Annotated in this window: 20 protein-coding genes; 16 read left to right on the top strand and 4 right to left on the bottom strand. The window is 47.8% G+C overall.

What is annotated here, in order from left to right; translation table 11 throughout:
- Positions 1-61 precede the first annotated feature (61 nt).
- Genes gcvT through COV52_09255 form a run of 7 tightly spaced genes read left to right on the top strand, consistent with a single transcriptional unit; the run spans position 62 to position 8,148 of the window.
- Positions 62-1,153, top strand: a complete 1,092-nt coding sequence (gene gcvT, locus COV52_09285) for a glycine cleavage system protein T (GenBank protein PIR10324.1) — start codon at positions 62-64, stop codon at positions 1,151-1,153.
- Positions 1,153-1,548, top strand: a complete 396-nt coding sequence (gene gcvH, locus COV52_09280) for a glycine cleavage system protein H (GenBank protein PIR10323.1) — start codon at positions 1,153-1,155, stop codon at positions 1,546-1,548. The genes gcvT and gcvH overlap by 1 nt, the downstream gene beginning before the upstream one ends.
- Before the next feature lie 18 nt (positions 1,549-1,566).
- A complete protein-coding gene (locus tag COV52_09275; protein PIR10322.1) occupies positions 1,567-2,928 on the top strand; it encodes an aminomethyl-transferring glycine dehydrogenase in 1,362 nt (453 codons plus the stop codon).
- A complete protein-coding gene (locus COV52_09270; protein ID PIR10321.1) occupies positions 2,925-4,376 on the top strand; it encodes a glycine dehydrogenase (aminomethyl-transferring) in 1,452 nt (483 codons plus the stop codon). Before COV52_09275 ends, COV52_09270 begins: the two co-directional genes overlap by 4 nt.
- 2 nt (positions 4,377-4,378) lie before the next feature.
- Positions 4,379-5,497 (top strand): hypothetical protein, encoded by a 1,119-nt coding sequence (locus COV52_09265; protein PIR10320.1) that lies wholly within the window; start codon positions 4,379-4,381, stop codon positions 5,495-5,497.
- Between the two features lie 14 nt (positions 5,498-5,511).
- On the top strand, positions 5,512-6,711 hold the full coding sequence (locus COV52_09260; protein ID PIR10319.1) for an L-2-hydroxyglutarate oxidase: 1,200 nt from the start codon (positions 5,512-5,514) through the stop codon (positions 6,709-6,711).
- Between the two features lie 9 nt (positions 6,712-6,720).
- Positions 6,721-8,148, top strand: coding sequence for a hypothetical protein (locus tag COV52_09255; GenBank protein ID PIR10318.1), 1,428 nt, complete (start codon positions 6,721-6,723; stop codon positions 8,146-8,148).
- Here COV52_09255 and COV52_09250 read toward each other — a convergent pair.
- Positions 8,081-8,881 carry a biotin--[acetyl-CoA-carboxylase] ligase gene (locus COV52_09250; protein PIR10317.1) on the bottom strand — a complete coding sequence of 267 codons (801 nt, stop codon included), beginning with the start codon at positions 8,879-8,881 and terminating at the stop codon, positions 8,081-8,083. The genes COV52_09255 and COV52_09250 overlap by 68 nt on opposite strands.
- Positions 8,882-9,008: 127 nt before the next feature.
- Here COV52_09250 and COV52_09245 point away from each other — a divergent pair, with 127 nt between their 5' ends.
- The 9 genes from COV52_09245 (at position 9,009) to COV52_09205 (ending at position 18,133) form a co-directional block, all read left to right on the top strand.
- Positions 9,009-9,719 carry a hypothetical protein gene (locus tag COV52_09245; protein ID PIR10316.1) on the top strand — a complete coding sequence of 237 codons (711 nt, stop codon included), beginning with the start codon at positions 9,009-9,011 and terminating at the stop codon, positions 9,717-9,719.
- Between the two features lie 57 nt (positions 9,720-9,776).
- Entirely contained in the window at positions 9,777-10,964 is a 1,188-nt protein-coding gene (locus COV52_09240) for an FAD-dependent oxidoreductase (GenBank protein PIR10315.1), read from the top strand.
- Positions 10,961-11,734 (top strand): aldo/keto reductase, encoded by a 774-nt coding sequence (locus COV52_09235; GenBank protein ID PIR10314.1) that lies wholly within the window; start codon positions 10,961-10,963, stop codon positions 11,732-11,734. Before COV52_09240 ends, COV52_09235 begins: the two co-directional genes overlap by 4 nt.
- A 142-nt stretch (positions 11,735-11,876) precedes the next feature.
- Positions 11,877-13,247: a bifunctional heptose 7-phosphate kinase/heptose 1-phosphate adenyltransferase gene (locus COV52_09230; GenBank protein PIR10353.1), complete on the top strand. Its 1,371-nt coding sequence runs from the start codon at positions 11,877-11,879 to the stop codon at positions 13,245-13,247.
- Positions 13,247-13,855 carry a guanylate kinase gene (locus tag COV52_09225; protein PIR10313.1) on the top strand — a complete coding sequence of 203 codons (609 nt, stop codon included), beginning with the start codon at positions 13,247-13,249 and terminating at the stop codon, positions 13,853-13,855. The genes COV52_09230 and COV52_09225 overlap by 1 nt, the downstream gene beginning before the upstream one ends.
- A gap of 270 nt (positions 13,856-14,125) precedes the next feature.
- A complete protein-coding gene (locus COV52_09220) occupies positions 14,126-14,380 on the top strand; it encodes a DNA-directed RNA polymerase subunit omega (GenBank protein ID PIR10312.1) in 255 nt (84 codons plus the stop codon).
- A 28-nt stretch (positions 14,381-14,408) separates the two neighbouring features.
- On the top strand, positions 14,409-16,544 hold the full coding sequence (locus COV52_09215) for a bifunctional GTP diphosphokinase/guanosine-3',5'-bis(diphosphate) 3'-diphosphatase (GenBank protein PIR10311.1): 2,136 nt from the start codon (positions 14,409-14,411) through the stop codon (positions 16,542-16,544).
- A gap of 10 nt (positions 16,545-16,554) precedes the next feature.
- On the top strand, positions 16,555-16,932 hold the full coding sequence (locus COV52_09210; protein PIR10310.1) for a reactive intermediate/imine deaminase: 378 nt from the start codon (positions 16,555-16,557) through the stop codon (positions 16,930-16,932).
- 439 nt (positions 16,933-17,371) lie between these two features.
- Positions 17,372-18,133 (top strand): hypothetical protein, encoded by a 762-nt coding sequence (locus COV52_09205; GenBank protein PIR10309.1) that lies wholly within the window; start codon positions 17,372-17,374, stop codon positions 18,131-18,133.
- Here COV52_09205 and COV52_09200 read toward each other — a convergent pair.
- From COV52_09200 to COV52_09190, 3 genes are read right to left on the bottom strand one after another with little or no spacing between them, the layout of a single operon-like run.
- Positions 18,096-19,481, bottom strand: a complete 1,386-nt coding sequence (locus tag COV52_09200; GenBank protein PIR10308.1) for a hypothetical protein — start codon at positions 19,479-19,481, stop codon at positions 18,096-18,098. The genes COV52_09205 and COV52_09200 overlap by 38 nt on opposite strands.
- A 2-nt stretch (positions 19,482-19,483) precedes the next feature.
- On the bottom strand, positions 19,484-19,846 hold the full coding sequence (locus COV52_09195) for a hypothetical protein (protein PIR10307.1): 363 nt from the start codon (positions 19,844-19,846) through the stop codon (positions 19,484-19,486).
- Between the two features lie 37 nt (positions 19,847-19,883).
- Positions 19,884-20,597, bottom strand: a complete 714-nt coding sequence (locus tag COV52_09190; protein PIR10306.1) for a peptidase S24 — start codon at positions 20,595-20,597, stop codon at positions 19,884-19,886.
- Positions 20,598-21,088: the final 491 nt, after the last annotated feature.

The following is a 21,088-nucleotide window of genomic DNA, read 5'->3' as shown; positions in this document are numbered from 1 at the left end:
CTAGCGTTCAGATAAGGCCATCGTTATACTCTGCCAACATTCTTCTTGCTTGAGGAAAATAATGAGCAAAAAAACACCATTGCATCAGGCCCATGAACAGGCGGGCGCCAAGCTTGTGGATTTCCACGGCTGGACCTTGCCGATTCACTATGGCTCACAAATCGAAGAGCACCATGCTGCGCGTCAAGATGCGGGTATGTTCGATGTTTCGCATATGACGATAGTGGATTTTACAGGTGCTGAGCTTGAGGATTTTCTACGCCGTTTGGTTACAAACGATGTGGCGAAAATTGTGCCCGGCCAGGCGCTCTACACAGTCATGTGTAATGAGCAAGCCGGCATCATAGATGATCTCATCATTTATAAACGCGAGCAGGGCTACCGTTTGATTTTAAACGCAGCAACGTTTGATGACGATATGGCCTGGCTTGAGAAGCAAGCCGCTAATGTTGATATCGATTATCAGGTGCGTAGTGATTTGGCGATGCTGGCGGTGCAGGGCCCCGCGGCACGCGAAAAGGCGGCTAAAGCTTTGCCTAAAGTGATCGTGGATCAAGCCAGTGCATTGAAACCGTTTTATTTTACTGAAAGTGGGGATGTGTTTGTCGCGCGCACGGGTTATACCGGCGAAGACGGTTTTGAAGTGGTGATGCCCGCGGCTGAGATTGAACACTTTTGGAACGCTTGTTTAACGAGTGACATTAAGCCTTGCGGTTTGGGTGCGCGCGATACTTTGCGTCTTGAGGCAGGCTTAAATCTTTATGGCAACGATATGGATTTATCGCATCATGCCTTGGAATCGAATGTTGCATGGACAGTGGCCTTTGTACCGGAAAATCGTGATTTTATCGGCCGATCAGCGCTAGAAATGCTTAAAGCTAAAGGCGGTTATCCTGCGTTGTTGGGTTTGGTGTTGTTAGATCGCGGTGTGTTGCGCGAGCATTTATCGGTCTTTAAAGATGGTAAACAAATCGGTGAGACGACGAGCGGTACATTTTCACCGACACTGCAAAAAGGCGTGGCCTTTGCAAGAATTCATGCAGCACCCGGTGACACTGTGCAGGTTGAAGTGAGAAATAAATTATTAAATGCGCGCGTGGTGAAGTTGCCGTTTGTGCGCAAAGGCAAAATTATGATTGAGGAGATACACTAATGAGCCATATTCCCGCTGATTTAAAATACACGCAGTCGCACGAGTGGGTGCGCCTTGAAGGTAACGGTCTAGTGGTTGTGGGCGTGACTGATCACGCGCAACAATTATTAGGTGACTTGGTATTTGTTGAGTTGCCAGAAGTGGATGAAGACGCCCAGGTCGGCAGCGAAGTGTGTGTGTTGGAGTCGGTGAAAGCCGCGGCAGACGTTTATGCGCCCATCACCGGTACGATCACGGAAGTGAACGAAGCCTTAAATAACACCCCTGAAATCATCAACAGCGATCCTTACGGTGAAGGTTGGTTGTTCAAGATGGAAATCACAGACGAGTCGACGTTGAATGACTTATTATCGGCTGAAGCCTACCAGCAACACGCTGCGTCTGAACAACACTAATTCATAAGCGAGCAGATCATGGCGTTTACTCCGCACACAGAAAAAGATATTGAATCGATGCTTAAGACCCTGGGCGAGCGCTCAGTGGATGCCTTGTTTGATGAGGTGCCTAAAGACTTGCGCTTTACTGCGGCATTGAATATGCCAGAAGCGCTGTCTGAGATGCGTTTGACGCAACATATGCAAGCTTTGGCGGCGAAAGACGATGGGTTTGTGAATTACATCGGTGCGGGCAGTTACGAGCATTTTATTCCCGCGGCAGTCTGGGAGCTGGTGGGGCGCGGTGAATTTTATACGGCGTATACACCGTATCAAGCCGAAGCCAGCCAAGGTGGTTTGCAGGTGATTTACGAATACCAAACCATGATCGCAAGCTTAACCGGAATGGATGTCGCTAATGCGTCGGTTTACGATGGCGCGACGGCTTTGGCTGAAGCTTTGCTCATGGCGGTGCGTGATAATCGTGCGGTGAAAAATAAAGCGGTCTTGGTCGCGGGAAATTTACACCCGTACTATCGTGACACAGTTAAAACAATTTTAGGTGAGCAATCTATCGAAGTCGTTGAAACGGGTGTTGATGAAAAAACAGGTTTGGTTGATGTGAACGTTTTAGGCGATGTGGCGTGTGCTGCGCTAGCGATCGCACAGCCTAACTTCTTCGGTGGCTTAGAAGACGTGGATGCGCTAACAAACTGGGCACATTCAAACAATATGCACGTGATCGGCTGTGTGAATCCTTTAACGTTGTCACTTTTAAAGCCGCCAGGCCAATGGGGCGAGAAAGGCGCAGACATTGCCTGTGGTGATGGCCAGCCTTTGGGTGTCCCCATGGCTTCAGGGGGGCCGTATTTTGGTTTTATGACCTGTCGTGAACCTTTAGTGCGTCAATTACCCGGTCGTATCGTCGGGCGCACAGTGGATGTCGAAGGTAAGCCGGGTTTCACTCTAACATTACAAGCGCGTGAGCAGCACATTCGACGCGGCAAAGCGAAATCTAATATTTGCACGAATCAAGGTTTATTGGTGACAGCCGCCACGATTTTCATGAGCCTGCTAGGTTTTGAGGGCTTAAAGAAAATGGCCTTAAAATCACACGAGCATGCGCAAGCCTTGTTAGAAAGTGTGTGTGAAATTCCTGGCGTGAAGCGCCGCTTCGAATGTGAAAATTTGTATGAGTTTGCTTTGGAGCTGCCGGTTGCAGCCAGTGATGTCTTGGCGATTCTGGAAAAACAAAAAATCATCGCAGGTTTGGCGCTACGCCAGTTTGATCCGGCTTACACAAACACCTTGCTGGTGTGTGTAACCGAAGTGAAAACCGAAGAACAATTGGCTCAATATAAAGAAGCCTTAGAAGCTGCGATTGCAAAGGTGAGTGTATGATTATTTTTGAAAAATCACGTCAAAGCCGTTGTGCGAAAAGTTTACAGTGTAAAACTTCAGGCAAGTCGCCGAAGATCAGTAAATCACTGTTGCGAACAGATAAAGCTTTATTGCCAGAAGTCTCTGAGCTTGAGGTCGTGCGCCATTTCACGAATCTCTCGCGTAAAAATTTCTCGATTGATGCCGAGTTTTATCCGCTAGGTTCATGCACGATGAAGTACAACCCGCGTGCGGCCCATAAGTGTGCGTCATTGCCAGGGTTTCTCAATCGACATCCTTTGGCCCCGGTGTGTGCAAGCCAGGGGTATTTGCAAGCGGCGTATGAATTGCAAACGTATTTGGCTGAAGTGACGGGCATGAAGGGTGCTAGCTTAACGCCGATGGCGGGCGCACAAGGTGAGTTGGCCGGTGTGGCGATGATACGCGCCTATCACGAAGCACGCGCTGATCATAACCGCGATGAAATCATTGTGCCCGATGCAGCGCATGGCACCAACCCCGCGTCTGCTGTGATGTGCGGTTTTAAAGTGAAAGAAATTCCAACCGGTGAAGATGGCGATATTAATGTCGAAGCCTTAAAAGCGGCCTTAAGCGAGCGTACCGCCGGCATTATGCTGACAAACCCATCGACGGTGGGCGTGTTTGAGCGCGATATTCAAACCGTATCCAAATTAGTGCACGAAGCCGGCGGTTTGCTGTATTACGACGGCGCAAATTTAAACGCGATTGTCGGTAAAGTGCGCCCCGGTGATATGGGTTTTGATGTCTTGCATTTTAATTTACACAAAACCTTTGCTACACCGCATGGCGGTGGTGGTCCCGGTGCTGGCCCTGTGGCCGTGAGTGAGCGTTTAAAGCCGTATTTGCCAGGCCCGATTGTGTTAAAAGAAAATGACACGTATCGCTACAGTGAGCCAGGTGACTTGCCCAATAGTATTGGTCGTTTGTCCACGTTTATGGGCAACGCCGGCGTTTTGTTGCGTGCGTACATTTACGCGCGTTTGTTGGGCCGTGAGGGCATGCCAAAAGTGGCGGAAATGGCCACATTAAATGCCAACTATCTCATGAAAAAATTATCGGATGCGGGTTTTAAGCTCGCTTACCCGGGCCGTCGTGCCAGTCATGAGTTTATTATCACCTTGTCTGATCAAGCCAAAGCCTATGGTGTGACGGCAAAAGACTACGGCAAACGTTTATTGGACTACGGCATACACGCACCGACCACGTATTTTCCGATTCACATACCCGAATGTTTATTGATTGAGCCGACGGAAACGGAAACCCAAGAAACCTTGGATCGTTTTATTGATGCAATGATTGCGATTAAGCGTGAAGCTGAAACGAACCCAGAGCGGGTGAAAACCGCGCCACACACGATGCCGGTGCGTCGATTAGATGACGTGAAAGCCGCTCGTGAGTTGGATATTGTATTCAAGGCCACTGAATAGGCGTGGATTTCGATGGGTTGAAAATTGCTTGTAAATATTCTATGTTAGCTTGTCAGAGTAATGAAAGGAGTTTTTTTATGAATAAGCGTATGGAAGAGTTGGTTAAAGCGTATCGCCCTAAAGACGATAGCAGTAATATTAAGCGGGTTGATGCCTATCAATTGCTTACGTCGTACGGCTCGTTTACGGTTAGCGAAGCTAAAATTTCTCCTAGGTTGAAAAAAGTGACCTTGTCACGAGCGGCGCTAGACACGTTATTGTCTGAATCTCAGAAAATGAGTGTGATTGATCTAGAGTATGTTGCCGCTTATCGCTTTTTTCTCGCCGAAGCTTTAAACAGAATCTGTGATGGCAAGCTTAGGGATGTGCTCACAGGCATTCTTCACGATCGACAATCGGGTGCCTTGGTATTTGAGGTGGAAGGCTTTGAGCCAGATGCGGACAAAGACTTTGATAAAATGCTAAAGCTATCCACAGCAGTGTCGTATCTTTACGGTAAATCTAATTTAGACTCCATGAGTGGAAAGTACTATGCCCGTTTTGCGGTTGAAAATACCGATGCGAGTGATAGTTTCTTACGGAAATTTGCTGAGCGCATGACGCTGCATAATGATGGCAGCTATGTTAAAGAGTTAACGGATTATGTGTTGATGATGAAGCTGGCTGAGCGTGAAGTCAAAGGCGGGTATTCATTACTGCTGCATTTAGATGATTGGGAAGATTTGGCTTTGTTTTCGAATCACCCCATTGGCAATAGAAGCTTGAAGTTTTCATCACCACCCAGTAAGGGCTTGAGTTACAGTGTTCATCATCCGATATTTCATCAAGATCGACATGGTCTTCCTTGTATGTCGTATATTGACCAGTTTGTTAAGCCGGCTACCACAGAAGAAGGTCTGTATGTCTATGCGTTGAGCCAATCTCTGGAAACCAGCCAGTCGGTTCTGGGTTTTGAATTGAAGGTAGGCATGTTTGTGATTTGCAATAATCATTTCTGGTTGCATGGTCGAGATAAGTTTGCTGAAAATACGAAGCTTTATCGTGAGCTTATGCGCCAGCGCGGTATTTTCTTTACTAATTTGTATAGACAGCCGTACCCCGATGAGTTGGAGCGTTTCTAAGAAAGGATTCTGTAATGAAATATGATGTGATTATTGTCGGCGGCGGTATCGTTGGCTGCGCTACGGCGCTTGCTATTCTTAGAAAGGACCCTGCTCTTAAGCTTTTGTTGCTTGAAAAAGAAAGCAAGCTCGCTGTGCACCAAACCGGGCACAATAGCGGTGTGATCCATGCAGGCGTGTATTACACGCCGGGCAGCTTAAAAGCCAAGTTTTGCCGTCAAGGTTGTGACGACACTAAAGCCTTTTGCCAAGAACACGGCATTCCTTTTCAAGTACCGGGTAAGTTAATTGTTGCGGTCAATGAAAAAGAGCTGCAGTGGATGGAAGAGTTGATCGTTCGCTGCGAGAAAAATCGACTGACGGTGACGCGCTTAACACCTGAGCAAATTCGTGCGCAGCAACCCGGCATTCAAGCGCTCGGGGGCTTTTTGGTGGCTGAAACGGGTATAGTGAATTGGGCGAAGGTTTGTCAAAAATACGCAGAGCTTGTGCGTGAGATGGGCGGAGAGATTCGCCTTGGCCAAACGGTGACAGGTATTAAAGAAACCGCACAGTCTGTCACGGTTACAACTCAAAGTGATAGGTTTGAAGCTGGCTACCTTGTGACGTGCGCAGGTTTGTATTCTGACAAGATGGTGATGCTCTCAGGCCATAAGCCAGAGGTGAGAATTTTACCGTTTCGCGGTGAGTATTATCAGCTGGTTGAAAAATACAATGGCTACTTTAACCACTTGATTTATCCCGTGCCTGATCCGGATAGGCCTTTCTTGGGTGTGCATTTCACGCCTCAGGTTTCAGGTATAGCGACAGTCGGGCCAAACGCTATTTTAGCGTTGTCACGCGAAGCGTATCGTTGGCGAGATTTTAATCTTAGAGAGGCGGCAGAAATCGTGACGTATTGGCCGCTGTGGAAAATGTTATCTCAACAGTTGGGTGCAATTGTGAGTGAGCTTAAAGGTTCGATTTCAAAACAGCGTTACACTAAGCTTTTGCAGCAGTATTTTCCAGGTATTCAAGCCGGTGATCTTAAACCGTATCCCGCTGGCGTGCGCGCGCAGGCGATTGATGCGAAGGGTAATTTGGTCAATGATTTTGTGTTTACCGAGTCCGATAGAATTGTGCATACTTGCAATGCACCATCACCTGCAGCCACATCCAGTTTGCCCATAGGTCGGTACATTGCTGAGAAATTGTTTGATAAAATGCGCGCCTAGGAGAGGTTTATGTCAAATGCTTTGAATGCGTTGATCGATGAATTGGGTCTGAGGTCTTATTTTAATGGTCAAGTTAATATCGACGGTCAGGACCCGATGCTGGCTTCGCCACATAAATTGGGCGAGGCTGTTTCAACCGCTTTGCTTTTAGGGGCGGCGGCAGGTAGCGCCATTTGGAAAATGCGCACAGGCCAAGACAATGATTTGTCCATTCGCATGTGTGACGCCATCCATTTTCTTCACCCCGTGCATTTCATTTGGCAAAATGGTTATAGCATGGATGTTCACGCAGATAGCGTGGATTTGAATTATCACTATTTGTGTCGTGATGGTCGCAGAGTCTGGATTCAATGCGGGCCGCCGTATGCAAAATTGCAGAACGGTTATCTGAATTTTTTTAACTGCGGTAATAATAAAAAGGCAATTGCCGAGAGAATAGTACAGTGGAATTCGTTTGAGCTTGAAGAAAAATTAGCAGAGTTAGGCTTGCCTTGTTGCGTAGTTCGCACGCCTGAAGAATGGCGAGCTCACCCCCAGGGTAAGCTTTTGGTGAATACGCCCTTGATTGAAATTGAAAAAGTGGCTGATGGTAAGCCCGCGGGTTTGGATGGAGAGACCTTTCTTCCGCTGACGGGTGTTAACGTGTTAGATTTTACGCATGTCTTGGCAGGTCCGCGAGCGATGATGGGTTTGGCGGAGTTTGGCGCCAATGTGCTTCAGGTCGTTCCGCCCCATCATATCGATCCCAAAACCATTAACTTAGGCGTTAATGCCGGTAAACAATCCGCTTTTGCAGATTTACGTGATGAGCGTGATTTAAGGCAGTTTAAGCGTTTATTGGCTCGTGCAGATGTTTTTGCTTCTTCTTATCGCCCAAGCGTGATCGATCGCTTTCATTTAGCCTGTGAAAAGGTTGTGCCGCTGAATTCGCGCGGTATGGTTTATCTTTCAGTCAATGCTTATGGTCACGAAGGTCCTTGGAAGGATCGTGCTGGGTTTGACCAGAACGCACAAATGGTTTCAGGTTTTGCAGCTACCGAAGGTACCTTGGATGCGCCTAAGCCGCCGCCAACTTTTTATATCAACGATTTATTGACCGCGTACTTTGGTACAGCGGGGGTCATGGCCGCTTTATTAAGGCGTGCAACGGAGGGCGGTAGTTATCATGTGAAGATTTCATTAACACGAAGCTGTATGTGGGCTCAAGATTTGGGTTTAATCGCGCCAGAGGTGTATCGCCAAGCACCGGAGTCAGATTGCTTTCCAAGACGATTCACGAACGACCCTTCTCAATATACATACTTGCCGTCCTTTAGCCATGAGCGTTCGCCCTACGGGTTGATCACGCGTCTTGCACCGCCTGTGAAGTTTAGTCATTTGACGTTGGCAACGCTGCCCTCGCCCGTGCCATATGGTTCGTGTTCATTATCTTTTTAATGTTCGCTTGTGTGAGTGTTTTGATGCCTTCGCTCGTTTTGATACGAAGGCCACCCTCATTATCAATACCTTGTGTAGGATGAGCCTGGTCACTGCCCTCTAACACAACGCTTTTTTCTTTGAGGTAATCGTAAGGTAAAAAACGTTCATTAAGATCGTCGGTGTGACTGAAATCTCTTGCTGCGTTAAGCAACGCAGGGATCAGCTTGATGGCAATCATGCTGCGATTAAAGGTTTCACCGCTTAATTCTGCTAAAGACGTCCAAGGGTTTGAAAGGGTATCGGTATTTCGCATGTTGACATTCAGGCCAATGCCAATGATCGCTTGTGTTTGTTCACCTTGCGTGATGGTTTCGACTAAAATGCCGGCGAGCTTTTTATCGTTCACATAAAGATCATTCGGCCATTTGATCATGATCGGTAACTCAAGAGGCTTTAGGCTTTCAAGCACGTTCAGTGCGACCAATATGGGCAGGCGGGTGACGTGTTTTAGTGTCTTCAGCGGCATTTTGATGGATAAGTAAATATTTTGAAACGCCGGCGAGTGCCAGGATTTATTGCCTTGGGCTCGACCGGCTGTTTGTGCTTCGGCTAGGCAAATGTGGATACCAGCTCCTGCAGTTTTCATGGCTTCGTTGGTGGAGGGGATGCTGTTGTGCACGAGCAGTGAATCAAAAACGATGGCGTGCTTTTTAAGTTCTTTCTCTATGGTTGCGGTATTTAAGGGTGTCATGGCGTTGATTATATGACGCGTGCTATGCGGCGAAAAGAAAAAAATGAGGCTGAATGTGTGCCTGAGTCATTTGCTTAATGGTGGTTCGCAGTCTAAGATCAAGGCTGATCTTTGCAAGGAGGCAGTTATGTCATCACATTTTTCTATCGGTTCTTCACTTTCAGGGGCTTGGTCAGGCATGCGTGGTGCTAAGCTTAAGCTTTGGGGTGCGTTTATTACTATGCTTGTTATTGTCGGTATTTTTAATCTCATCAGTAGAGGTTTGGGAAGTACACAGATGCCGGTCCTTGAGATTATTGGCGGCGTGATTATGTTGCTGGTCGCTTTTTTTATTCAACCCCAGCTAATGGTTGGTATGCTGACGGTTGCCTTAAGGCATGTTCGTGGTCAGCCGGCAAGTGTAGGACAGGTGTTTTCTGGCTTTAAGTCGAACCTGTTTTTGAATATTGCCGGTTTTCAACTTTGTATGGTCTTAAGCTCGATAGTTGTCGGCTTTGTATTGTATCTGATTGCGGTCTTGTTTGGTTTGGCTTTTTCGATCAGCCCGCATGGTGTGCAAAGCCTCAGCCTTATTGCAGGTCTCACCATGCTTTATGGCATTTTGATGGATTACATGGCCATTCCGGCCTTGGCTGACGGTAAGGATTATACCAGCGCTTTTATGTTCGCTTTAAAAAGATTGACGCCTTTGCGAGTCATCAAATTGATTATTCTTTGGATCATTGTTGCCATCGTGTTGGCGATCAGCTTGATTCCGATTTGCCTTGGTTTGATTTGGACCTTGCCTTGGATGTTCACGGTGCAGGCGAAAATCTACCAATCGTTGAATGGCCAGTAAGTCTTTTTACTCGCCTGTTCCAATGCTATGATGTGCGCAAAATCTTAAAGGTGTTTTGTGCACATCAAGTCAATTAAAGTTAATACGGTTATTTTGGGTGGCGGCATTGCCGGTCTTTGGTTGTTGCATCGCTTACGAAAGCAGGGTGTGGACGCTGTATTGCTGGAAAGTGACGCCTTGGGGGCCGGGCAAACCGGTGCCTCGCAAGGTATTATTCATGGTGGTGTGAAGTATGCGCTTAACGGCGTGCTCAATCGCGCTTCACAAAGCATCGCGGATATGCCGGGCATTTGGCAAGACTGCTTGCTGGGTTACGGTGAGGTGGATTTATCCGAGGCGAAGACTTGGTCGGATTCTCAGTATTTATGGTCGCCGAAACGCTTGGGCTCTCGTTTAAAAATCTTCTTTGCCTCTCAATTGTTGCGCGGTCGCTGCGATGCTGTCCCGCGTGAAAAGATGCCAGCCCCGTTTGATACGCCGGCCTTTAAGGGACAATTGTACCGTTTAAATGAATCCGTGGTCGATGTGTATTCCGTGCTCGAGGCGCTGGCAAAGCCTTTTCAGGAGGTGGTTTTAAGTGCGCCACGTTCGCACACTTCAATTAAAGTGTCTCAACATAAAATTCAAAGCATCGATGTGGTGCACGGTGAAAAAGTGTTTCATCTTCAGGCCGATAATTATGTGTTGGCTACGGGCGAGCAGAATGAAGCCTTAATTCTGCACACACGCGTGGTACATTCACCCATGCAGCGAAGACCGCTGCGTATGGCCTTGATCACCTTTGACGGCATTACGCCTGTTTACGCCCATTGTTTTGCCAAAGGTAATAAGCCTGCGATCACCATAACCTCGCATAAAAATGAAAACGATGAATGGGTGTGGTACATCGGCGGCGAGGTGGCTGAAAAGGGTGCTAAGCAGCCACCCGAAAAGCATCGAGCGTGTGTGTTAAAAGCCTTGAAAAAAGGGTTTCCTTGGTTGGGCTTTGAGCACCTGCGTTTTGATAGCTTTATGGTGGATCGCGCTGAAGCTTGGCAGCCTGATGGGTCGCGCCCCGATTTGCCTTATGTGAAAAATTTTGGCGATGTGACGGTGGTCTGGCCCACAAAGCTTGCGTTTGCACCCATGGTGGCTAATGAGGTGATGCAACATTTAAAGCCCAGCGAACACCCTGCGTCGGGTTTAGATCATTTGACCGATTGGCCAAAAGCGCAGGTCGCTAAAGCCATTTGGGAGCGCGTATGAAGTACCAAGCGGTTTCGGGGATAGATCGCGCTTTGTCATATATTGGCTTGGGTACCGTCAAGCTTGGGCGTGACCAAGGCGTGAAGTACCCAGCCTCTTTCAAGATTCCAAGTGATAAAGAAGCCGCTGATCTGATTGCGCTGACAAAAGACTTAGGCGTGAATGTTATCGATACCGCGCCAGCCTATGGTCAGAGTGAGGCTCGTTTGGGTCAGTTGCTAAAAGGCCAGCGTGATGATTGGGTGATTATCAGCAAAGCCGGTGAAAACTTTGAAAACGGTGAATCGACGTTTGATTTCTCTGCTGGGGCAATCGAAGACAGTGTAAAACGCAGCTTGAAACGTTTGAGCACGGATGTGATTGATATGCTTTTGATTCATTCGAACGGTGATGATGCAAGGCTGATCGAAGAGGACGATGTGTTTGGTACGTTGTCCAAGCTAAAGCAAAACGGACTGATTAAAACTTTTGGTATGTCGGTTAAAACGGTGAAAGGCGGCGAGCTGACCTTGAAATATGCTGATGCGGCCATGATCACGTTAAACCCGTTCGATCGTGAGTGTGAGAGCTTATTGCCTTTGGCAGAACGCTTGGGCAAAGCGGTGTTGATCAAGAAAGCCTTTGCTTCAGGGCATGCTTATGCGGGTGATCAACGGCTTACCCCGGCAGAAATTTTTCAATTTTTGTCCGCTTTTTCTGCCATCACGAGTGTGATTGTGGGCACGATTAATCCAGCGCATTTACGGTCGAATGTTCGGGCGTGCTTTTAAGGGCTCTGGGTTTACTCATTGAGTGTCTGGCTCGCCAGCTTCAATATCCGATGATATACTGCCGCAAACAGGAGATCTGCCCGTGACAGTCATTCAGGATGCCAAGTTTTTAAAGGCCAAAGTGCTTATTGTCGGTGATGTGATGTTGGATCGTTATTGGTACGGCCCGGTGTCGCGCGTCTCACCGGAAGCCCCGGTGCCTGTCGTTAAAGTGAATGAAGTGGAGGATCGTCCGGGCGGGGCGGGTAACGTGGCGTTAAACGCGGCGTCATTGGGTGCAAGCGTGCGTTTGCTGGGTGTGATCGGTAATGATGAGGCGGGTCGTAAGCTGGATGCCAAGCTGCAAGCTGCGGGTGTTGCCACAGAGCTTCATGTGAATCACGCACAGCCCACCATCACCAAGCTGCGTGTTTTGAGTCGTCATCAACAGCTGTTACGTTGCGATTTTGAGGAAAATTGGGCGGGCTTTGTGGAGCGCGAGGCTTTTGAGAGCGCTTACATAAAAGCGCTAGCTCACTGTGACGTGGTGATTTTATCCGATTACGCAAAAGGCACGTTGTACAATGCACCACATTTTATTGCGCTGGCGAAAAAAGCGAACAAACCTGTGTTAGTTGATCCCAAGAGCCAAGATTTTTCGGATTACCGTGGCGCAACTTTGCTAACACCCAATCGCCAAGAGTTTGAATATGCCGTAGGCCAGTGCGAGGATGAGCAGGCGATTGCTTTGAAGGCTAGAGCATTAATGAAAGCTTGCGATTTTCAAGCGATGTTGGTCACGCGCAGTGAACACGGCATGAGCTTGATTGAAGCCAATGAAGCCACGCATATTCCCACCCAAGCACGCGATGTGTTTGATGTGACAGGGGCGGGTGATACGGTGATTGCCACTTTAGCCGTGTGTGTCGCGGCGGGCTTGCCGTATGTGGATGCGATGCATTGCGCGAACACTGCCGCAGGTATTGTGGTGGGACGCATGGGTGCAGCCTCCGTGAGCTTGCCAGAACTAAAAGCAGCGTTGTTGCCCGATGAGGCGGCTCTGCATGGCATTGTGAATGAAGAGCAGCTGGGGCTCGCTGTCGCAAAAGCGCGCGGTAAAGGTGAGAAAATAGTCTTTACGAATGGATGTTTTGATATTTTGCACGAAGGCCATGTCAATTATTTAACTGAGGCGCGCAAACAAGGTGCACGTTTGATTGTGGCGGTGAACACCGATGAATCGGTTTCGGCCAATAAAGGCCCGAGCCGCCCGGTGAATACTTTGTCACGCCGCATGGCGGTGCTGGCCGGCTTGAAGTCGGTGGATTGGGTGGTGCCGTTTGCTGATGAAACCCCGTGTCGTTTATTGGAACAGATAAAACCCGATGTTTTGGTGAAGGGCGGTGATTACGGTATCGAAGCCGTTGTGGGTGCAGATATCGTGAAGGCCTACGGTGGTGAAGTGAAAGTGTTAGGTTTGGTTGAAGGGGTTTCGACCACGGCAACCATCAAAAAGATTGAGGGAAAGGCGTAATGGGAACCTTGTTTATTATTTCTGCGCCCTCCGGTACGGGTAAAACCAGCTTGGTGAAAGGCATGGTGGAATCATTGTCGCACATTTCAGTTTCTGTTTCTCACACCACGCGGCCCGCGCGCCCCGGTGAAATTAACGGTGTGAATTATCATTTTGTGGATGATGCGACGTTTGAGTCTATGCTCGCTGAGGGAGATTTTTTAGAGCATGCGCAGGTCTACGATTATCACTATGGTACCTCAAAAAAAGCGGTGGCTGATCGCTTGGCACAAGGGCGCGATGTCATTTTAGAAATCGAATGGCAGGGGGCGCGTCAAGTCCGCCAAGCCTTTCCGAATGCGGTGAGTATATTCATTTTGCCGCCAGATCAAGGCGCGTTGCGTGAGCGTTTAGAATCGCGTGGTCAGGATAGTGTGGCAGTGATCAATAAACGCTTGGCATTGGCGGCACAAGAGATTGGCTATCATGCTGAGTACGATTACTTGGTGGTGAATGATCAGTTTGAAGTGGCCTTGTCGGATTTGCGCTCGATTGTGCGCGCGGAGCACTGCCGCCAGCCTGAGCAAGAAAAACGCTTGGCCGCTTTGTTGCAGTCGTTCACATCTTAGCGTTTTTATCTGCAATCCTCGATTTTTTCGCCTGTCTTTTGGGACTCAGGAGTGTTTTTATTTGCTCGCTTCTTCTTGGTCTCCCGTTTCTCTTGCGCAGAGACGCTTTTCGCCATCCATGGCCGCTCCCTTCAGAGGCCCTGCGCAAGAAAAACCCTCGCCCAAGACAGCGAGCGTGCGCAATCCAGGATGGCGGTCTTGATAATGCCCAATTGCCAGGCTCGTCAAGCTATGGCATAATCGCGACCTTCTGTATAGAGGAGACCATCAATGGCCCGTTTGACCGTTGAAGATTGTTTAAAAGAAATCCCTAATCGTTTTGATTTGGTCTTGGCTGCCGCTCGTCGTGCGCGCCAAATTTCCAAAGGTGCTGTGCCTAAAGTGGATTGGGATAATGACAAGCCCACTGTGGTGGCTTTGCGTGAAATTGCCACTGGTCATTTGAATGCCTACGAAGACACTCTTCATGAGCAACAAATGGAAGAAACAATTACTTTAGATTTAGAGGAAGATAGTGCACAATAAAGGTTGATTAAACAACCCGTTGGGCACCATGGAGCCTCTATTTTCGCCATTAGAACAAAGCCTTGCGACCTATCTGCCCGAACATGAGGTAGAAAAAGTCCGCCAGGCTTTTTTGTTGGCTGAAGAAGCTCACGCGCCGCAGACCCGAAGCTCGGGTGAGCCTTATATCACACACCCTGTGGCCGTCGCTACGATTCTGGCCAATATGCATTTCGATGCCGAAACCGTGATGGCGGCTTTATTGCACGATGTCATCGAAGACACGGAGTTCAGCAAGCAACAAATTATTGAGCGTTTTGGCGAGCAGGTCGGTAACTTGGTCGATGGCGTGAGTAAGCTTACGCAGTTTGATTTTAAAACCAAAGCCGAAGCGCAAGCCGCAAATTTCCGTAAAATGATGCTTGCCATGGCGAGCGATATTCGAGTGATTCTCATCAAGCTGGCTGATCGCTTGCACAATATGCGCACCTTGGGTCACTTGCCACCGCACAAGCGCCGACGTATTGCCAAAGAAACCTTAGAAATTTACGCGCCCATCGCTAACCGCTTAGGTATGCGGGGTTTTCGTGATGAGCTGCAAAACTTAGGGTTTAAAGCCTTGCACCCTTTGCGCTCAAAGGTGCTCATGGCCGCGGTGAAAAAAGCACGCGGTAATCGAAAAGAGGTGATTCGTTCGATTGAAGCTGCGTTGGATAAAGTACTCAGTGATGTCGGCATTTCTGAATACAAGCTCATGGGCCGCGAAAAAAGCTTGTTCAGTATTTATCGCAAGATGAAAGAAAAACATCTGCACTTGAATGAAATCATGGATGTGTATGCGTTTCGTATTGTCGTGAAAAGTGTGGATTTGTGTTATCGCGTGTTAGGCTCGGTGCATAATCTCTATAAACCCGTCCCGGAGCGTTTTAAAGACTATATTGCGATTCCTAAAGCTAACGGCTATCAATCCTTGCACACGACGTTGTTTGGTCCTTACGGTTTGCCCATTGAAATCCAGATTCGCACAGAAGATATGCAAAATGTGGCGGAAAATGGTATTGCTTCACACTGGCTGTATAAAGAAAAAGGTGAAGCGGCTGACGAGGCGCAACTGCGTGCGCGCAACTGGATTAAAGGCATTTTAGATATTCAAGAAAGCACAGGCAACTCGATCGAGTTTATCGAAAACGTGAAGATCGAACTGTTTCCAGACGAAGTGTATGTGTTCACGCCTAAGGGCGATATTTTAGAATTGCCGGCTGGCGCCACCGCGGTGGATTTTGCCTATGCGGTGCATTCGGATGTGGGCAATAGTTGTATTGCCGTGAAAATTGATCGACGTTTATCGCCCTTAAGTACGGCTTTAAAAAATGGCCAGCGCGTGGAAATCGTTTGCGCACCGGGTGCGAGGCCGAACCCTGCATGGTTGAACTTTGTGGTCACCGGTAAAGCGCGCAGTAATATTCGCCATTATTTAAAAACGCAGCAGCGCGAAGAGTCGATTCAACTTGGTCAGCGCATGTTGGATCAAGCCTTGTTGCAATATTCCACCACGTTAGAAAAACTCGATACGCTACAAATTACTCGTTTAATTCAAGCCTTGGAGCTTGAAACGGAAGATGATTTGTTCGAAGCGATTGGTTTGGGTAACCAAATGGCGCCGATTTTAGCCCAGCGTTTAGTGGGTGCAGAGCCTGAGGCGCTCGAATTGCAGGTTGGCGAGGCGGCGGATAAAACCTTAGCCATTCGCGGCACAGAAGGCATGGCTGTACGCTTTGCTAAATGTTGTTATCCGATTCCTGGTGATCCGGTTTTGGGTGTTTTGACGTCAGGGCGCGGTATTGTCGTGCACCGTGAAGATTGCGACACACTCAATAGTTTTATGCAAAATCATTCAGATAAATGCATGCCGCTACGTTGGGAAGCCGAGCTCGATCAGCAATTTGAAGTGGCGTTGATTATTTTGGTCGAAGATCAGCGCGGCGCGCTCGCCGCGTTAACGGGCGCTGTGGCAGGCGCGGAAAGCAGTATTCATGCGATTCAAACGCGCGATCGTGATGAGCGTTTCGTGCAAATTGCTTTAGTGATTACGGTCGATGATCGTACTCACTTGGCACAAGTGATTCGTCGTATTCGACAAATAGCGGCCGTGGAAAAAATTTATCGTAAAAAACAGTCAGATTAGAGAGGTACTTATGAAACACGTGATTAAAACCAACACCGCCCCAGAAGCCCTTGGCAGCTATTCGCAAGCGATTTTGGCCAATGGCTTGTTATTTATTTCAGGCCAAATCGGTTTGAAACCGGGTGATGAAACCCTTTCGGGTGATTTCGATACACAAACACGGCAAGTGTTTAAAAATATTGAGGCGGTCATTGAAGCGGCCGGTGGTCGTGTGATTGATTTGATGAAGCTCACGGTATTTGTCACAGACCTCAATCACGCCAAAACCTTTAACGACATCATGGTTGAGTTGTTCGAAAAGCCGTTTCCCGCACGCGCCATGGTGGAAGTGTCACGTTTGCCCAAAGGCGCGCTGGTTGAAGTCGAAGCGATCGCTTTGTTGGATTAGGTTTTATTTCTCCCCGGGTTATCGCTTCGCTCAATCCAAGTTGCGTTTGTTTCGTGTGTAGCAACCGTCTTTGCGAGGAGCGTAGCGACGAAGCAATCTCCAGGTTAATGAGCCAGATTGCCGCGCTCACTGTCGTTTGCTCGCAATGACATTAGCCATAAAATGTAGCCTGGGTTGAACGCCGAAGGCGTGATAATCCGGGAAGGTTTAAACCCGGGTTTTCAATGCTTCGCATTTCAACCCAGGCTACTTTTGCTTTGAGCTCTCTGCAGGGCGCCTCTATCGCCTTGTTTTTACTGTACAAATTTTGCCCGCCAAAATTTAGGCAAAAAAACCCTATAAAACAATGAATTACAGACCAGTCGGGTCGTTTTTGTTAAGAATTCCTTAAGCTTTCGTGGGTATAATGTGCGCATCTAACAACAATAACGGTTAAAAAATGAGCAGAGAAAACATAGAACAGCGCTTTGATAAGAGCCTCAATGCTGCCTTGCGTGTTCGTGCAACCGCTAAAATATCGTCTCATGAATTCAATATGGATGCTAATAGAGCGCTTGTAGAGTTATCTTCTAAGTTCGGTCAGGAAGAATTTCCTGGCTCCAGAATGGGTGAATTTTTTGAGGTAATGGGACGTTACGGAACACAGGTCTTAGGTGGTGGTATTAGTGTTTTTCTAATGGAGCACTGCCGCTTAAAAAATTACCCAGATGCGAAGCCCCTTATTCTTAAGCCCAAAATTCATGTTGATTTGGACGATGATGGCAATTATGTTTTTAACTATTCATGTCATATTTTAGGGTTTTTTAAGGATGACTTCTCTGTTGTTATGCTTACAGAAGATAGTAAAAAGCTTTTTCAAACAGATCCCGTGAAGAATACGAATGAGGCTAGAGAGCGTATTTTGCAAAGCGGGAGCTCTGCCTTTGTCAGCGCCAGTGTATCTTTTACTGTCAACAAAACTAAAAGCAGTTTTGAGCATCATTTGCAGCCTACGCGGTTAAAATACAATGCTGAGCATGTGCAACTTGGTGATTCATCGATGATGGCTCCCAATTCTCGGTGCGAGCTTTTACAGCGCTTTGGTGTGGTTGGTGATGGTAGAAGTGTACCCATGGCTCGACGAAGCACAAGCCCTGCTTCTGCTGCTTCTGAAGGCCGTGCAACTACTCCTGAAGACCGACGATTGCCAACACTTCGCTAAATCGCTCGCCGCTGGCTTTGTGGTGTTTGCGTTGGTACACATCTAAGTACGCGCGCAAAATGTAGCGGTAATCCCTGCTTTGAAACACACGGCCGATTTTTTCGGCCAGTGCGACATCATCTTTGCGTTCTATATTGCAATACTGAAATAACACACAGGCTAAGAGGGCGGCAAGAGAGGCTTGTCGTGCCTTATTTTTGTCTGCTTGAAAAAAACGATCGATAATATCATCCACGGCGCGGCGTTGGTCGAAGTGTTGCCAGCGCTTAAAAAATTCGAGTGATAAGCGCTCACATTCTTCTAGGCTGTATTCATGGTCTTGCGATAGCAATAAAAACAAACCGGCTGGGATAATGCCTTCAATATTCGCCCATGAGCAATTGCCCGTGATTTGCGGTGGCATGTCCAGCACAATCATTTCTTGCAAGCCCAGCGCTTGGTTTAAGCCTTTGTGCACATAGTCTTCGCTGGTTTCAGAAAAAAAGAGGGTGTTGATCAGGCTGAAATCAAAACGGGCTTTGGGTTTCATGCGATAGAGGGTAAGGCTGGCATTTTTTCGGCCGTATTCACCACGGTCACATTTGGCCAGCAACCGCCCCGCGCGTAAAAAACACACAGCGTGTCCGTGGTAAGCCACGGGCAGTAACACAATGTTTTGTTGAATCAAACTTTCAATCTGCGTGCGATGTTGCGTGGGATCAACCCAGTAGTGTTGGAATTTCATGAGCGTCATCGTGCGCTCAAAGGCGTGCAATAACGTTTTGGCTTTATCGCGCAGCCTATGAAATTCACGACCGGCAAAGTGATGCACAAAATGGCGAAACGAGTGGTAAATGATCGCCACCGTGGACTCTAGAATAAAGCCTTCGAGGTTCACTTCGCAATAGCGTTTGCTGGTGCTGACGATATCCACTTTGCCTTTGAGCTGATAGCGATGCGCGAGTAATTTGGTTTGCACATAATCTTTTATAAACTCTAAGTCTAGGCCGTAGCTTTTCAGTAAAAAAAGTAAGTGTTGGTTATCACGCAAGTAGGCCATCGTGCCAGCGGGCATGCTGTGTGTGGTGTAGCTGTTTGGGTTGGCGCCGTGCTTTAAAAGCTGCTCGACAATCACTTCGTTTTCATTGTCCACTGCCCAGTGCAAAGGTGTGCGGCCTGTGGTGTCGGCAAATTCAATATTCGGTTTAAAGCTTAAAAGGTACTCAAGCATATCAGCTTTGTTGGCGATGATGGCTTCGATCAGGGGCGTGTAGCCATATTCATCGTAGTCGTCGAGGTCGGTGTGCTCGGAAACTAGGGGTTTAATGTCTTCAAGTTGGCCGAACAAAATGGCTTGGGCAAGTGACATGCTTAGCCTCGGTTAAAGCTGATAGTTTGTTGATGTTGAGCCTGTAGCCGTTGTTGGAGTTCAAGCTTTTGTCGCAGTCTCAATTCAAGCTTTTCTCGCGCTTCTGGGTTCTCTGAAGCCAGTGGAGTGGCTTCCATATCATCCGGAAAAGTGCCGGCAAGTTTTTGACCGCCAAGTAAAGGGTGCTGTGGCATGCCCTGAGCAAGGCCTTGCTCTTGCACGGGGTCTCGATCTTTGGGCGAGTGCTGCGTGCTTTCATCGTGTGTGGCAAAGCGTTTTTGCTCCTTTCGAACACCTTGTAGAACATCGGGATAATGCTCGTCGATGTCGGGAATCACACTGATAGGTTTTATGGTTTTGGCCATGGTTTATGCTCGTTGTTGTGCCACTGAGTGTAGCACACTATTCATCTCTGAGTTTGCGTTTGAAGAAAATGGTTAACACGTCAACGCCGATAATTTTATGTCCATCGGGGTTGAACGCTAATATCGTTTGCTCGTTGTCGAGGCTTCGTAACTGTTTTTTACCCGAGTGGATCAAAAGCTCACGCAGGACAACTTCACCGTTATTAAGGCGAACCAGCACGGTGTCGTCATCAATAGGCTCAACATCCGGGTCGATGATAAATAGGGTATTTTGCGGGTAGCGCGGGTACATGGCAGGCCGGCTTTCCAATGCGAAAGTGTGGTCGCCGAGCTTGTTATCCAGCTTGCGGCTAATGGCTTGCCAGCGTTCCCAGTCTGTTAAATCGAGCGTGCGAATATCGCGAGCTCTTTCGACCATTTCCCAATCCAAAATCGGCACGTGTTGCGGTTTGGTTTTGAGGGTTTGTGAGCGGCAATCCAAACATTGGTGGATCAGTGTGTCGATAGAGACTTCAAAATAATCGGCGAACAGTTTGAGTGTGTGAATGCGTGGGTCTTCGGTTTCGCCGGACATTAAGCGGCGGATGGTCATCACGGGCAGGCTTAGGTCTTGCGCAAGATTATTGATGCCGATGCCGTGGTGGCGCATCAAGGTGCGAAGGTTCACCCCCAGGCACTGACGGGGATTATTGTTATGGTTGTGCACTAAATGGCTCATGTCCGTCCTTTTTTCAGCCTGCGATTTTATCATAAAAAGCCCAAAAATCGACTATTTTAGTTTATTTTATGACCAAGGCCACTCAGCTATTTGATAAATATGGGGAAAATTTAATCACAAAATCATTTGAAAACATAACATGTTTGTTATACAGTGCGTCCAACACAAACGCTAACTCAAAGTATTTGTGCCACCCTTCAAGCAATGCCTGGCGAGGAATAAAAATAATAAGCTTCGCCGCCGGCGTTCAGATGCCTTCTCCTATTGTTATTTCTTGAGAGCGCTAGTTCAACAGAAGCGCTTATGCAAAAAGTCGATACGCCCCTGTATGTTTCGAAACAAGAAGGGCGTGGTCGCTACGGTTTTTAACTGGCTTTTTGCGCTTTAATTAAATTAATGGCCTTGATGATGTTCACAGCTTCGTGGAGTTGGTAATCCTAAAAAACGCAGTTGAGCCTATTCCTGCTGTTCAAATTGGCGACTAAATCAGATTATTTTTTCAACAATAATTGGGCTATCCAGGT

It is taken from the genome of Gammaproteobacteria bacterium CG11_big_fil_rev_8_21_14_0_20_46_22, assembly GCA_002796245.1.
Taxonomy (GTDB): Bacteria; Pseudomonadota; Gammaproteobacteria; order UBA12402; family UBA12402; genus 1-14-0-20-46-22.
This window is presented reverse-complemented; position numbering and strand designations above follow the sequence as displayed.